Source organism: Sphingomonas sp. GW821-FHT02B09, assembly GCF_059421875.1.
Map to the genome: position 1 here is coordinate 161,355 of NZ_JBWKVV010000005.1, position 14,114 is coordinate 175,468.

Consider the following 14,114-nt stretch of genomic DNA (forward strand, 5'->3'; position numbering starts at 1 on the left):
GAGATTTGCCCTTGTCAAGACAGGGGCCGAGCGCGAAACTGGCTCAGTAACATCGCCCAAAGGCTCTCAGAGCATGTGGTTGATTCATCGAGATACTGACGGAAAAGGCCCCGATCGCATCAAGCTTCCGCAGCCGCTGCGCGAGGCACTGGTACGTTGGTACGTTGGCGAGGGCACTTTTCATGACGAGCAGGCCGGGATCACGCTCGTCCAGAACGCGCGTATCGGTCACCGCTGGATCGCCTGCAATTGCCTTGGAACAGAGGCCGCCCCACCCATACTCACCCCCGCGTTCCTATCCGAGGCGGAAACCTATTATCTACGACGCCTGACCAGCGAGAAGCGTCCTGAGCATCGCGCGGAATGCCCGTTCTTCCGGGACCAGGTGACAAACCGGATCACCGAAGTCCGCTCCCACAACACGCCGACCGACCCACCCGCCGGCTTTTTCGAGGTGCTGAGGCCTGCGCCAGAAAAGCTCTCGCAGCGCCCGGAGGAGGACAGCAACGACGATCGCACCAGGAACGCGTCCACGCCGCGGCTCGCCCGGCTCCTATGGCGACTGATGGACACGGCCGGATCGAACACTGTCCCTCCCATCGGTGCCGGCCCTGAATGGTCGATCAAGGAGGCTTTCGCCGCGATCTTGGGCGCCGCAGGAAAGATCGAGATCGCGCCTGGCATCGAGCTGGGGCGGGCTATCTGGACGCACGCTCGACCGCTGGAGGCTAAGGTCGTGTACGCGACGCTGCGACGCCTCGCGGAGCATTGGCCGAAAGCGCACGCGCCGCAGGGTTTCGTTCTGCTCTATGCGACCGCCATTCATGGGCACAAAATCTATGTGCCCGATGGACCGCCGGTCGAGATCGCCAACCGGGTCCAGTCACCGTCGGTGCGCGGTAACAGGATCAGCGGGCCGTTCCTCGTGCTGGTTGTCGCCGGCGAGTACCCGGAGGCGCACGGATATGCACCTCTCCGAGGATACGCGCAGCCGATCTACAATGGCCGGCTGTTCGTTCCAGTGGAGTCGGATTTCGAGCGGAAAACCTTCAAGCGGATTTTGGAAGCGCAACGCCTCCTCCGCTCGCAGTCGATCGATATGGCGATCGGGAAGCCGCTCTTCGATACGATGACGCCGGATGGACCTTGCCGTCCCGATTTCATCCTCGAGGGTAGATCACGCGAAACCGGGGAGATTCGGACCGTCGTCGTGGAGGCGATGGGCTTCGATAACGACGACTACCTGGCCGCAAAGGCGGTGACCCACCCGCGGATGCGACACTTGGGGGACCTCCTTACCCTCCGCCCGAGCGATATGGAGGACGACGCAGTTGGATTACGGATCGCCAAAGCCATGCGGCTGTAGTGCTGAGAATTTACCTAGCACATCAAAGGTGTTACAACTCGTCTAACGTCGTCTAGTGATACTAAACTAGAAATACGCCGCTAAATAGCGGCTTAGCTCCACCGCATAGTCGCTGCAAAATAGCACACGATCCCGAGCGTCACCGGCGTGGAAAGAAGATAAAGCTTCTGCCATCGCCACCAAGTCTTCGGGAGCAACAAGGCGGCACCGCGAAAGGTACGAGCGTCCTGCCAGACCTTCGCCTGCCACATCTCATGCATGGTCACCGACACGGACATGACCATAGCGATCCCGCAGCAGATACCCGCCGCCAGATAGATAGCGACCCAGTTCGCGATCTCGATTGGCGAAAACTGAGACATCCTCACCTCTTCTTAAGGCCGTGCATCGACAAACAAGCACAGATCGATTCTAGTTCCTCAAGCACCCTACTTGAGTGGGCTTAGCGCTGGGTAAACGGGACTGATACCAAATCACCCCTGATTTAACGGGGGTAGAGGAAGAGCGGAGGGGGGGAGAAGGGATGGGCTGCTCGGATGGCCCGATATTCCCTTTCAGTAATGGTTCGCCGGTACAGGCGGCCAAGTACGAGGTCCGCTCGCCATGGAACGCTTTCTGCTCTTCATCCGCGACGACGACGGTCGCGACCAAACCGACGTGCATCCGAGTGAGCGGTCGGCGCGCACCGCCCTTGCTGCGTATGTTCGGCACCGGTCGGAGCCGAATGCCGATGTCGTCCCGCTCCACGACGACGACGCGATCGACAACTACTTCGCCGCGCGAGACGCTGAATATGCAATTGCGCGCCTGACCAAAACGATGCGCCGTGAGGGGGATCCGGCATGACCCTGATCGCCAATCGCCCCTCACAGAAGCTGGTCGACCTCGTGGGCGCGCTTGGGGGAACCTGGCACCACAACGTCGCGACGTGCCGATGCCCCGCCCATACGGATAAGACACCCAGCCTCTCGCTTCGCCAAGGCGACCGGGGCATCCTTGTGACCTGCTTTGCCGGCTGCGCCGCTGCCGACATCCTGCGGGAGCTCGACCGCATACCTCTCGGGCAAAGGTATGAGCCGCCCAAAATATCCCGGGCCGCGGGCACCGCCAACATCGACCGGCTGTGGAACGAGGCTCGAGCCGTGCCGGGATCCTGCGCCGAGCGCTATCTCGCGTCGCGCTTCCTCCTGCCGCTACCAACCGACCTTCGCTTCCATCCGCGCTGTCCTCTCGGCCCCAAGCCACTCACCGTGTTCAAGCCCGCTCTGCTCGTCGCGGCGCGTGAGGACGACCGCCTAGTCGCCTTCCAGCGGATATTCATCGATCCCGCGACAGGCACTTACACCGAGAAACAGACGCTCGGAACGCTCGGTAGCGGGGCGTGGCGTGGCGGCGGGATCGCCCCCACGATCGGACTAGCGGAAGGTTTCGAGAGTGCCCAGGCATGGTCGCGCCTGCGCGGTTTGCCGTGCTGGTCGTCGTTCGGGTCGCGCAGACTCGACCTTGTATCCATACCATCGTCGGTCACGCGGCTGATCCTGGCTGCGGATCGCGATCTCGCCGGCCGACGAGCCGTGGCGCGTAGCATCGAGCAATATGCTTCGGACGCGCTCACCGTCGTGCCCGATTATCCGCCAGCGCCCTACAAGGATTGGGCGGAGGTGCTCGAGGCGAAAGAGAGAGGAGGGGGAGGGAGGCGGTGAGCTGCCGGAATGGCAGCATGACCAAGGGAGCCTTCCATGTCCGACCTGCTCGACCTGCCGCCTGTCACCGACCGTTCGGCCGCGCTTACCATCGCCCTGGCGCTGGCGTCCGGCGAGCCGATCACCCGGCGCGCGCTCAACAACGCTATGACAGCTGCGTTCGGAGGCACCGACGCAGAGGGCCGTTGGACCCAGCGCGACAGCTTCGAGATGCTGGAGCACGCGCTGGCGCTGCACGTCACCAAGCAGCCCTATCCGCTGGCTGATATCGCCGGCGTGACGCATGCCGCAGCGTTGATGGAACGGCTTCCGACGCAGACGGTGCGCAGCGAGGAGCAGATCGAACTCCAGCAATTTTCGACGCCAATCGATATCGGCGCTCTTGCCGCGGTCATGGCCGCGATCGGACCGGACGACATCGTGCTGGAGCCGAGCGCCGGCAATGGACTGCTTGCGGTCCAGGTGCCGCACCATGCCGGCCTGCAGCTGAACGAAATCGACCCGCGTCGTCGGGAAAGCCTGGCCAGCGTCTTCCCGAATGCCATCATCACGGGCCACGACGGAGCTTCGCTTGTCAGTCTTCACGCGGGGCTTGAACGGCCCACCGTCGTACTGATGAACCCGCCGTTCTCGCGCAGCATCGGCCGCGGCGCGGACAATCTCGCAGCCCTGCGCCATCTGCAGGCAGCCATACGCCGCGTTTCTATGGGTGGGCGGATTGTCGCGGTCATGCCCGATTGGTTCGCGCCGAGCGCGCAGCTGAAAGCGGCCTACGAAGCGGTGCTGACCGGCTGCACTGTCCGCACCTCACTGCGGCTCGAAAGCTGTTACAGAAAGCACGGCACCGACATCGCAGTGCGACTCTACGTGATCGACAAGGTGGCTGGTGGCACATCGCATACCGTCATCCAGCGCCGGTCCGTTCTCGACTTCCTCGACGTGGTCGACGTGCCGGTCCGCGCCGAGCTGGTCCCCGAAGCACGGAGCGCCAAGCCTTCCGCCGCGCCGGTGAGCCTCTTTGGCGTTGCACGTGCGGCTAAGCCGGCTGTCGCACGCACCTTTCACAAGCCGATCCGCAATGCCGTACTCCCCGTCGGCTATACAACCCTGACAGCACCGGCACCGCTCGCCGAGCAAGTGGGCGTATACCTCCCGTATCGACCGAGCCGCATCGTCTTCAACGCAGCCGGTGAGCACCCCACGGCTCTGGTGGAATCGGTCGCGATGGGCTCGATCCCTGCGCCGGTTCCTGCACACGTTCCGCACCTGCCCGAGCGAACCGTTTCGGAACGGATGCTGTCCTCCTCGCAGCTCGAGACGGTGATCTATGCCGGGCACGCATGGTCGCAAATGCTTCCGGGCACTTTCAAGCCCGACAAGGAGGGCGTGGGTCTCACCCTGGATGACAATGGCCGCAGCTACCGCAAGGGCTTCTTCCTCGGAGACGGTACGGGTGCAGGCAAAGGTCGACAGGTGGCCGCGTGTATCCTTGATAGCTGGCTGCAGGGCCGGAGACGCCACATCTGGGTGACCAAGAACGAGCCGCTGCTCGAGGACGCGCGGCGCGACTGGTCTGCGCTCGGCGGGATGGCGGGCGATGTGCAACCGGTCTCCAATTGGAAGATCGACGAGGCGATCCGCCTTGAGGAGGGCGTCCTGTTCGTGACCTACCCCACGCTGCGTTCAATGCGAACCGAGAACAGCCGCTTGCAGCAAATTCTCGATTGGGCAGGCCCCGACTTCGTAGGTGTCATCGCATTTGATGAGGCCCACGAGATGGGCGGAGTAGCAGGCGGCGAGGGAGCACTCGGCAAGAAGGATGGATCACAGCAGGGGATCTGCGGCGTGCTCCTGCAGAACCACCTTCCGGACGCCCGCGTTCTGTACGCCTCCGCGACCGGCGCGTCCGACGTGAACAACCTCGCCTATGCGGTTCGCCTCGGCCTGTGGGGGCCAGAGACGGCGTTCGCCGGTCGCGAAATGTTTATCGCCGAAATCCGGAAGGGTGGCATCGCTGCAATGGAGCTGGTCGCCCGCGACCTGAAAGCTCTCGGCCTCTACACGGCGAGGGCGCTCAGCTTCGCAGGGGTCGAGTACGATGTTCTCAAGCACGAGCTGACGCCTCTGCAGATCGAAATCTACGACACCTATGCAGAGGCCTGGAGCGTGATCCATCAGAACATGGAGGAGGCGCTAGAGTTCACAAACGTCGTCGACGGGCTCGAAGGGGGAACGCTCAACAGCGGCGCCAAAGCAGCCGCCCGGTCACGTCTCGAATCCTGCAAGCAGCGGTTTTTCGGTCAGGTCCTCCTCGCGATGAAGCTTCCGACGGTCATCGGCGCGGTCGAACAGCACCTCAAGGCTGGACAATCGGTCGTGCTTCAGCTGGTGACCACCGCCGAGGCGATCCTCGATCGTCGGCTCAGCCAGATGTCGGCCGAGGAACGCGCAGATCCCACGATCGACCTGTCGCCAACCGAGTATATCGCTGACTATCTGCAGAGCGCGTTTCCGACACGTCAGATGGAAACCTTCACCGACGACACAGGGACCACCAGATCGCGACCGATGGCTGATGAGGCCGGCAACCCGGTCTACAATCCGGACGCCATCGCCGCGCGCGAGGCAATGCTCGAACATATCTGTGGGCTCCCGCCTATCAAGTCCGCCCTCGACGCCCTGATCGAGCATTTCGGCACCGACAACGTCGCCGAGGTAACAGGCCGCTCCAAACGTCTGGTTTCTACCTCCGACGGCCGTCAGAAGGTCGAAACGCGATCCGCTCGGTCGAGCCAGGTCGAGGCTGCGGCTTTCATGGCGGGCGCCAAGCGCGTGCTCGTGTTCTCCGACGCCGGCGGAACGGGGCGCTCCTATCACGCGAGCCTTGACGCGAAGAACCAGGAGCAGCGCGTTCACTTCCTGCTGGAGCCGGGCTGGCGCGCCGATAGAGCGATCCAGGGGCTAGGCCGCACGCACCGCACCCATCAGGCCTCGACGCCGCTGTTTCGGCCGGTCACGACGGACTGCAAGGGAGAGCTGCGCTTTACCTCGACCATCGCACGACGGCTCGATAGCCTCGGTGCGCTGACACGCGGGCAGCGCCAGACTGGCGGACAGAACCTCTTCGACCCGGCTGACAACCTCGAAAGCGAGTATGCCAAGGATGCGCTCGTCACCTGGTTCCACCTGCTCGACAGGGGTAAGCTCACCAGCACAACGCTCGATGATTTCTGCGCGCGCACCGGCCTCGAGCTCTACGACAACGACGGATGCCTGAAGGAAGAGCTGCCGCCTATCCAGCGTTGGCTCAATCGCCTTTTGGCACTGCCGATCGGGCTGCAGAATGTCATCTTCGACGAGTTCCTCTCCCTCGTCGCGACGCGCGTTGCGGCAGCCCGGGAAGCGGGTACGCTCGACGTGGGCGTCGAGACCATTACAGCCGACACCGCTACCGTCGTCGACGACACTCTCCTGCGGACCGACCCGTTATCCGGTGCGACGTCCCACCTTCTCACCATCGAGATTGCGCGCAAGAAGATGCCGATCTCGTTGGAGCGGATCCTCACGACGGCGCAGTGGGCTGGCGATGCGGCGTTTGTAATGAACGGGCGGTCGGGGAAGGTAGCGTTGCAGCTGCACGCACGTCCGTGGATGGACGAACAGGGTCAGCCAATCCCCCGGCTCGAACTGCAGCGCCCGTGCCGGCGCGAATATATCGGCGAGTCCGACCTGCTCGAGTCCGCCTGGGACGTGATTGATCGCGCCACGTTCGAGACCAAGTGGGCCGAAGAGGTTGCCGAGCTGGCAGGACAGACCGAAGTCGAGACGATCCGGCTTGCAACCGGTCTGCTCTTGCCGATCTGGTCGGCGCTTCCGTCCGACCACCTCGCGGTGAACCGGATCGTCGACGGGCAAGGCAACTCGTGGCTCGGCCGGCTCGTCTTCGATCAACACGTCGTCCAGCTTTTCACCAAACTGGGGATCGCGAAGAGCGAGGATCTACCGGTCGAGGCAATCGCACAGTCGGTCCTGTCGGGCCGCAGCGTCGACGTGGTTCGGCCGTTCGAGATGACGATCCGCCGCTCCTTCGTGAACGGTGCACAGCGGATCGAGATCGAGCGAGCACCGGCGCAGCAACTCGGCTACCTCAAGGCGCTGGGATGCTTCACGGAAATCATTGCTTATCGCACGCGCGTGTTCGTGCCGGTCGGGGAGGCCAGCACGATCCTCGAGAAGCTCCTCAAGGCGGCATGAAAGTGGGCCGGTCCTGCCACAATTGGGAGGACCGGCTGCCCGATCAGCTTTCGGCCGTTTCCGCGGCCTTCTTGGTGCGACGCGGCTTGCTTGCCGGGGCCTCGGCCGCTGCAGCACCCGGCTTCTGGCCGGGCTTGCGTCCAAGGCCGATCTTCTTCGCCATATCCCGGCGCGCTTCACTGTAGGCTTCGGCGACCATCGGATAGTCAGCCTTCAGCCCATAGCGCTGACGATAGTCCTCCGGGGTCAAACCGTGACCCGCGAGATGACGACGCAACGTCTTATACGGCTTGCCATCGATCATGCTGACGATGTGATCCTTGCTCGCCAGCGACTTACGCACCGACACCGCCGGCGTATATTCAGCGGCAGCAGGCTCGGCGCTCGCCTCATTCGAGCTGGCGCCCAGCGTCGCGACGGCATCGTGCATCGCCTTCAGGAAAGCTGGAACGTCGTCGGCTGAGGTTCGTGTATTCGGGTTCGACAGCCACGCGATCGTCAGCTCGGTCGCCAGTTCGACGGGGTTCGTATCTTCGCTCATCTTGGATCCTGATAGTCAGGGTAAGGTCGCACGGGCGACGTCACCTTCATAGCCCGGTGCGGCCACGCAGCAACACTGAACGGCCCAAGAACACGTCACGTTCCGATGCAGCCCCGAGCCAAGGAGAGAAGGGGGGAGGGAGCTGGTGTCCGGCGAGAATGTCGGATGCTCAGCAAAAAGGGTGATTTCCCATGATCCAGTCCGTCAAGCTGTCGAAGCTCGTTCTCTCCGAGGTCAATGTGCGCAAGCGTCGCGCCGACAAGGCCGAAAGCTTCGCAATCAGCATTGCCGCAAACGGCATCCTCCAAAATCTCATCGTCACGCCGCTCAAGAAGCCACGCGGTCACTTCGGCGTCGTCGCGGGCGAGAGCCGCTATCGCGGTCTGATGCTCCTGGCCGAGCGCGGCGAGATCAACGCCGACGATTACGACGTGCCGGTGAAGCTGATGACCGGCGCCGAGAGCCAGCTGTCCGAAGTCTCGTTGGTCGAGAATTTCCAGCGCGACGCCATGAACCCGGCCGACGAGTGCCGGGGCTTCCAGCTCATCCTCTCGCAGGGCGGCGACATCGACGGTCTGGCGCGCCGCTTTGGCGTGACCCGCCGTTTCGTGGAGGGACGTCTGCGGCTCGCAAACCTCGCAGAGCCGATCTTCGACGCGCTTGCCGATGAAAAGATCGGCCTTGAGATGGCCAAGGCATATGGCTCGACCGCCAGCCACGACCGCCAGCTGAAGGTCTGGAACACCTACGGGCACAGCAGCTACTACAATGCTGACGCGATCCGCCGAATGATCGCAAACGACGACATGCGCAGCAGCGATCCGGTCGCATTGCTCGTGGGTGCGGTCGCCTATGAGGCTGCGGGCGGTATCATCGAACGCGAGCTCTTCAGCGAGGGTGACGATCGCTGGTCGAACCCTGAAATCGTGCAAAAGCTCGCGGCCGAGAAAATGGAAGCGGAAGCGAAGCGCATCGGGGAAGAGCGCGGCCTCGCATGGATCCGACCAGTCGCATCGAACAGCACGTATGATGCGGCACGCGGCCTCTATCCGGTAAACCTCCCGACGGAGCCGATGACCGAGGAGCAGGGCATCCGCGCGGTCGAGATCGAGGCGTTGCTGGAGCCGCTGCAGGAGCAACTCGAAAGCGGCACGCTCGCCGACGAGGCGTACCTCGCGATCGAGGAACAGTACGATGCGCTGGCAGCGGAACTGCATGGCCTCGAAAACCGGCCGGTAATGATGCCCGCCGAACTGGCGCCGCGTGTCGGCACGTTCCTGACGCTGTCGCACGCCGGCGAGATGGTGCTCGACGACACCTTCTACAGCGAGACTCCGCTGACGATCACGATGGTCGAACCCGATGTTACCGACGGCGCAACTGGCGCACCGGAAGGCGAAATCGATGACGACGCCAGCGATGATGCCGGCGAAGATGGCCAGGTCACACCGCGCGGTGTCCAGACGCCGACCTTCCGCATCGAGGAGGGCACTGGACGGTCGAGCGTTCGGGGTGGCACCACCGGGATTGTCGAACCCGACCGTGCGGCACCTGGTGGCAAGCAGATGAGCCAGGTCCTGCTCGATCAGCTCGCGATCCAGCGCCGCGACGTGCTCGGCGCAGCACTGCAGGCGAACCCCGGGCTTGCGCTCGATTACATGATCTTCACCATGATCGAAGCGCGCAGCCATCGAGGCACCGGCAACGGCACGACCATTCGCGCAGCGCTGCCGCAGGATCCGGTGTTGGCCAATAACGTGCCCCCCTCGCGTGCGCGGGACTATCTCGCCGAGGTCCACGACAGTCTGGACGCGACCTGGACCGAGGCGACCGACAAGGTAGCTCGCTTCGAGGCGTTCCGGATGCTGGCCGATGAGACGAAGGCCGCATGGATGGCGTGGATCGTCGCGACATCGTTCGAGGCCAAGGAGGGCTACGGCGCAACCCAGCAGATCCCGCTCCAGAACAGGCTCGCCACCATCCTCGAAATCGACGTCGCCAGCTGGTGGCGCCCCACGTCGGAGAACTTCTTCGACCGCGTTCCCAAGGGCGCGCTGCTTTCGCTTCTCGACGAGGTCGGCGGTCCGGCGCTGACGAGCCGCCACGCGAGCAGCAAGAAACCGGAAATCTCGGCGTCGTGCCAGAAGCTGTTTGCTGGCGATGCGATCGTCGAAACCGAGATCAAGGACAAGGCGCTCGCCTGGGTGCCCTCCGCGATGCGGTTCAATGACAAGCCGTCGGACGAGCTGGCCGGGGACGATGGTCAGGACGAGCTTGCCGGGCTGATCGGCCACGGCAGCGGCGACGATGACGACGAGGACCTCGGCGCGCTTATCGGTGACGGGAACGGCGAACCGGACGAGGACGATGAGATGAACGACGCCGGCGAGAGCAGCGGCACCGACGACGTCCCCCATCCGGATCACCAGAACGACGACACGACCAACGACCTGGTCGCGGCCGAGTAACAGCGCACCCGCTGGGCAACCTCGCTGCCGGCGCTGCCTTTCCGCAGCGCCGGCAGCTTCCTTTTTCGTCCTATCGAGGAGCCGTGCCATGCCCGCAGGCACTCGCGACATCGCGGCCGCAATCACTGACACCATCATCGCCAAACTCGAAGCCGGCACCGTTCCTTGGCAGCGTCCATGGTCGGTAACCGGAGAGGGCGGGCGTCCGCTCCGCCACGAGGGGAGCCCGTATCTCGGGATCAACTCGATCTGGCTATGGGCGATGGCCGACTTTCTGGGGTTCAAAAGCCGCTATTGGATGACCGCGCGCCAGGCCGATGAGCTTGGAGGACAGGTCCGCCGTGACGCGCAGCCGTCTTTCTCGGTCTACAGCTCCACCTTCCGCAAGAAGGCGCAACCAAACCTCCTCGGTTTGTCGGCCGACAAGCTGATCCGTTTCCTCCGCTCGTACACGGTCTTCAATGCAGACGAGATCGAGGGCCTCCCGAGCTACTTTTATGCGCGACCCGTCCCACCAACCCCTGCACTGCTGTCGGCGCGACAGGATCGCATCGACGCCTTCTTCTCGGCTATTCCGTCGCGCGTGCGTCGGGGCGGTGATCGCGCCTTCTTCAGCCCGACCTTCGACTTCATCCAGATGCCGCACATCGGCAGCTTCAAGTCCGCCGACGCTCATGCCTCCATCCTCGCACATGAACATGCTCACTGGACCGGGCATCAATCGCGCTTGGATCGGACATTCGGTAAGAAATTCGGCGACAAGGCTTACTGCTTAGAAGAATTGGTTGCCGAATTAACCGGAGCCATGGTGTGTAGCGAGCTCGGCCTTCCATCCGAGATTCACGACAGCCATGCAAATTACATTGGCGATTGGCTGCGCATGCTGCGTGCAGACAAGAGCACGATCTTCGTAGCCGCCACAAAAGCGGAACAAGCCTTCGCTTACCTCCGCGCCTTTTCGACCGAGGTCGCACAGCCGGCGAAGCTTGCAGCATGACCTATTCTCACAGGAGAACCCGCCATGGGATGGCTTTCGATGACGCGCCTCGGGATGGGCGGTTACAGCACGCCAAAGGCCTATCTCGACGCCCAGTTCAATTATTCCAACGACGCCGATGGTGGCGGCACGCGCGGTGCGCGCGTGATCGACAGCGCGTGCGTCGGAAACCGCGTCTGGTATGCCGCTGTCGAAATTCTCGAAAACGGTGTGCCCACCTCCGTCACCGCGATCATCTGTGAGGTTCGATGGACGCCGAACGCGAAGGATGGCTACATCTTTGGCTACAAAGACAGTGCGCCGTTGTGGCGCTGAAAGGAGTATCAGCAATGATGAGGTAAGTTGAGGAAGCCTCTGCCCGCCAAGCTAACCTCGGGTCCACAAGACCTGAAATCCGGAAACGGACGGGGGACAATAGCATGCTTGGAGCAAGGCCGAATGCGTCCCAGTCGTGAAGGGGCGATGCCGGTCAGGGCAAGACGCGTATGGTGAAGGCTACACTGCTTAAATCCCAGTCTGCAGCGTTTTATATAGCGAAAATTGGCGAAAGCGACTGATACGCCATTCCGGACGATGGCAAGGGTCTCATGTCTTGGCTCTTTGCTCCTCAGCCCGTCCGGCGCGCTTCTTGTCGAGGGGTTCAGTGGATGAACGGGACACCTAACCGCGTCGTATCTCCGATCAGTGTAACTACGAGATGCCCTAAACAGGCGGCTTTGGCCGACCTGCATGGGTACGGAGCCGCCATAGTATTCAAATGCCCGGGGTAATGCCCGGGACAGCTCCTCCGTCGGGGGAGACGGTGCATCCGCATAAGGAACGGGCGACCGGGTCGAAAACGGGGACCACCGGGAGAAGGGCGGCAGTTGCGATATTTCAACCGGTTATCATGGGGTGTGCTGATGCTACCTGAAACTGTGATGGCCCGGTTGGAGGCCATTCCGACGCTGGCAGCGTCGGGCAAACGAGTGAATGGGCTGCATCGTCTGATGGGGTCGCGGCTTCTTTGGGAGCAGGGACTCAGAAAGATCGCCTCCAATCGGGGGGCTATGACGCCGGGCATTGATGGCGAGACCTTCGCAGACTTCGGTCCCGATGACCTCGATCCGTTGATCGCCAGCGTGGCGAACGGAGCCTACAAGCCGAAACCGGTGCGTCGGGTGTTCATCCCGAAAGGCAAGGGGAAGCGGCGTCCGCTGGGTATACCCACGCGCGACGACCGTCTCGTCCAGGAGGTGGCGCGCCAACTTCTCGAAAAGATCTATGAGCCGGTATTCTCGAATGCCTCGCATGGATTCCGACCGGGGAGATCGTGTCACACGGCACTTGAACATGTTAAAGCCGTCTGGACGGGCGTAAAGTGGCTTGTTGACGTGGATGTCACTGGGTTCTTCGATAACATCGACCATGACGTCTTGCTCAAGCTGTTGCGTAAACGGATCGACGACGAAAAGTTCGTCGGCCTGATTGGCGACATGCTGAAGGCGGGGGTCATGGAAGGGCGGATGCATAATCCGACCTACAGTGGCACTCCACAGGGCGGGATCGTGTCTCCGATCTTGGCAAACATCTATCTGCACGAGCTCGACGAGTTCGTCGCAGGACGGATCGCTGCCTTCGAGAAGGGCAAGACCCGCGCCACGAACCCAGAGTATGGGCGATTGGCAGCGCGCATCGCAAAACAGCGAAAGCGGCTCAAAAGTCTGCAAGCTCGCGGCAACGCCGACGAGGCGACGATTGCGGTCGTACTGACCAAAATCGATGTCTTGTCGAAACACATGCGTACCTTGCCGTCGCGAGATGGCATGGACGCCGGATATCGCCGACTCCGCTACTGCCGATATGCCGATGATTTCCTTATCGGTGTGATCGGCAGCAAGGACGATGCGCGACAGGTCTTTGCCGAGGTCAGGGCCTTCCTGACCGACGCGCTGGCGCTTAGCGTGTCCGAGGAGAAAAGCGGTATCCGCAAGGCGAGCGATGGCGCTGCCTTCTTGGGCTATCAGGTGCGAACCTACACAGGTCGCCAGTGGACGGTGCGGAGCCAGCGTGGCTCCCAACACTTCAGCCGCCGGCCTCCCTCGGAGGTGATGCAACTCAACGTGCCTTGGGAGAAGGTGTTCGCGTTCGCCTCGACGAAGGGATACGGGGATATGGCCGCGTTGAAGGCCCGTCATCGGAACACCCTTCTGAGCTGTAGCGATGCCGAGATTGTCCTTGCCTATAACGCTGAACTGCGGGGGTTCGCGAACTACTACGCTCTTGCGAGGGATGTGAAATTCAAACTTAATCGGCTTGAGTTCATCCAGCGCTGGAGTATGTTCAAGACCTTGGCGAGCAAGCACAAGAGTAGCGTGCGTGTCGTCGCCGCCCATATGAGTTCGGGGCAGGAATATAGCGTCAGCTACGTCGCTGACGACCAGCCTCGGTCGGTCAAAGTCTGGAAACTGATGGATTTGAAGCGAGAGTGGATTGATCCGGTCAAGGTGGATACGCCGCCTTGGACGCAAATCTACTCACACTCGCGAACCGACTGGGTCGATCGCCAGAATGCCAAGCAATGCGAGGCATGCGGGCGGACGGACCGATCGTGTCACGTCCATCATGTCGAAGGGCTCGCCGATGTTAAGCACCGTGGTTTAGCCACGATGATGAAGGCGGCACGGGCGCGCAGGACGAAAGTCCTGTGCGATATGTGTCACGCCGACATCCATCGAGGCCACTTGCCCGATAGCCGGAACATGAATGGTGTTATCGCAGCGGAGAGCCGCATGCAGTGAAAGCT

General features: G+C 62.4%; 10 protein-coding genes. 8 read left to right on the plus strand and 2 right to left on the minus strand.

Annotated features, from left to right (window positions below; translation table 11 throughout):
* Window positions 1-73 precede the first annotated feature (73 nt).
* Window positions 74-1,366, plus strand: a complete 1,293-nt coding sequence (locus tag AC07U4_RS18870; protein ID WP_495196503.1) for a DUF8535 domain-containing protein — start codon at window positions 74-76, stop codon at window positions 1,364-1,366.
* Window positions 1,367-1,458: 92 nt separating this feature from the next.
* Here the strand turns inward: AC07U4_RS18870 and AC07U4_RS18875 are convergent, their stop codons facing one another.
* Window positions 1,459-1,728, minus strand: a complete 270-nt coding sequence (locus AC07U4_RS18875; protein ID WP_495196504.1) for a hypothetical protein — start codon at window positions 1,726-1,728, stop codon at window positions 1,459-1,461.
* 241 nt (window positions 1,729-1,969) lie between these two features.
* Here AC07U4_RS18875 and AC07U4_RS18880 point away from each other — a divergent pair, with 241 nt between their 5' ends.
* From AC07U4_RS18880 to AC07U4_RS18890, 3 genes are read left to right on the plus strand one after another with little or no spacing between them, the layout of a single operon-like run.
* Window positions 1,970-2,212: a hypothetical protein gene (locus tag AC07U4_RS18880; RefSeq protein ID WP_495196505.1), complete on the plus strand. Its 243-nt coding sequence runs from the start codon at window positions 1,970-1,972 to the stop codon at window positions 2,210-2,212.
* Window positions 2,209-3,069, plus strand: a complete 861-nt coding sequence (locus AC07U4_RS18885; RefSeq protein ID WP_495196506.1) for a DUF7146 domain-containing protein — start codon at window positions 2,209-2,211, stop codon at window positions 3,067-3,069. The genes AC07U4_RS18880 and AC07U4_RS18885 overlap by 4 nt, the downstream gene beginning before the upstream one ends.
* Window positions 3,070-3,105: 36 nt before the next feature.
* Window positions 3,106-7,323: a strawberry notch-like NTP hydrolase domain-containing protein gene (locus AC07U4_RS18890; protein WP_495196507.1), complete on the plus strand. Its 4,218-nt coding sequence runs from the start codon at window positions 3,106-3,108 to the stop codon at window positions 7,321-7,323.
* Window positions 7,324-7,366: 43 nt separating this feature from the next.
* On the opposite strand, the gene AC07U4_RS18895 is transcribed toward AC07U4_RS18890, so the two are convergent.
* Window positions 7,367-7,864 (minus strand): Ros/MucR family transcriptional regulator, encoded by a 498-nt coding sequence (locus AC07U4_RS18895; RefSeq protein WP_495196508.1) that lies wholly within the window; start codon window positions 7,862-7,864, stop codon window positions 7,367-7,369.
* 191 nt (window positions 7,865-8,055) lie between these two features.
* Here AC07U4_RS18895 and AC07U4_RS18900 point away from each other — a divergent pair, with 191 nt between their 5' ends.
* From AC07U4_RS18900 to AC07U4_RS18915, 4 genes are all read left to right on the plus strand, one after another.
* Window positions 8,056-10,332, plus strand: a complete 2,277-nt coding sequence (locus AC07U4_RS18900) for a ParB/RepB/Spo0J family partition protein (RefSeq protein ID WP_495196509.1) — start codon at window positions 8,056-8,058, stop codon at window positions 10,330-10,332.
* A gap of 88 nt (window positions 10,333-10,420) precedes the next feature.
* Window positions 10,421-11,329, plus strand: a complete 909-nt coding sequence (locus tag AC07U4_RS18905; protein WP_495196510.1) for an ArdC family protein — start codon at window positions 10,421-10,423, stop codon at window positions 11,327-11,329.
* 24 nt (window positions 11,330-11,353) lie between these two features.
* On the plus strand, window positions 11,354-11,644 hold the full coding sequence (locus AC07U4_RS18910) for a hypothetical protein (RefSeq protein WP_495196511.1): 291 nt from the start codon (window positions 11,354-11,356) through the stop codon (window positions 11,642-11,644).
* A gap of 605 nt (window positions 11,645-12,249) precedes the next feature.
* Window positions 12,250-14,109: a reverse transcriptase domain-containing protein gene (locus AC07U4_RS18915; protein ID WP_495196512.1), complete on the plus strand. Its 1,860-nt coding sequence runs from the start codon at window positions 12,250-12,252 to the stop codon at window positions 14,107-14,109.
* Window positions 14,110-14,114 lie beyond the last annotated feature (5 nt).

Coding starts and splice junctions, on each gene's coding strand:
- AC07U4_RS18870 (WP_495196503.1), top strand. CDS start 74: ATGTGGTTGATTCATCGAGATACTGACGGAAAAGGCCCCGATCGCATC.
- AC07U4_RS18875 (WP_495196504.1), bottom strand. CDS start 1,728: ATGTCTCAGTTTTCGCCAATCGAGATCGCGAACTGGGTCGCTATCTAT.
- AC07U4_RS18880 (WP_495196505.1), top strand. CDS start 1,970: ATGGAACGCTTTCTGCTCTTCATCCGCGACGACGACGGTCGCGACCAA.
- AC07U4_RS18885 (WP_495196506.1), top strand. CDS start 2,209: ATGACCCTGATCGCCAATCGCCCCTCACAGAAGCTGGTCGACCTCGTG.
- AC07U4_RS18890 (WP_495196507.1), top strand. CDS start 3,106: ATGTCCGACCTGCTCGACCTGCCGCCTGTCACCGACCGTTCGGCCGCG.
- AC07U4_RS18895 (WP_495196508.1), bottom strand. CDS start 7,864: ATGAGCGAAGATACGAACCCCGTCGAACTGGCGACCGAGCTGACGATC.
- AC07U4_RS18900 (WP_495196509.1), top strand. CDS start 8,056: ATGATCCAGTCCGTCAAGCTGTCGAAGCTCGTTCTCTCCGAGGTCAAT.
- AC07U4_RS18905 (WP_495196510.1), top strand. CDS start 10,421: ATGCCCGCAGGCACTCGCGACATCGCGGCCGCAATCACTGACACCATC.
- AC07U4_RS18910 (WP_495196511.1), top strand. CDS start 11,354: ATGGGATGGCTTTCGATGACGCGCCTCGGGATGGGCGGTTACAGCACG.
- AC07U4_RS18915 (WP_495196512.1), top strand. CDS start 12,250: ATGGCCCGGTTGGAGGCCATTCCGACGCTGGCAGCGTCGGGCAAACGA.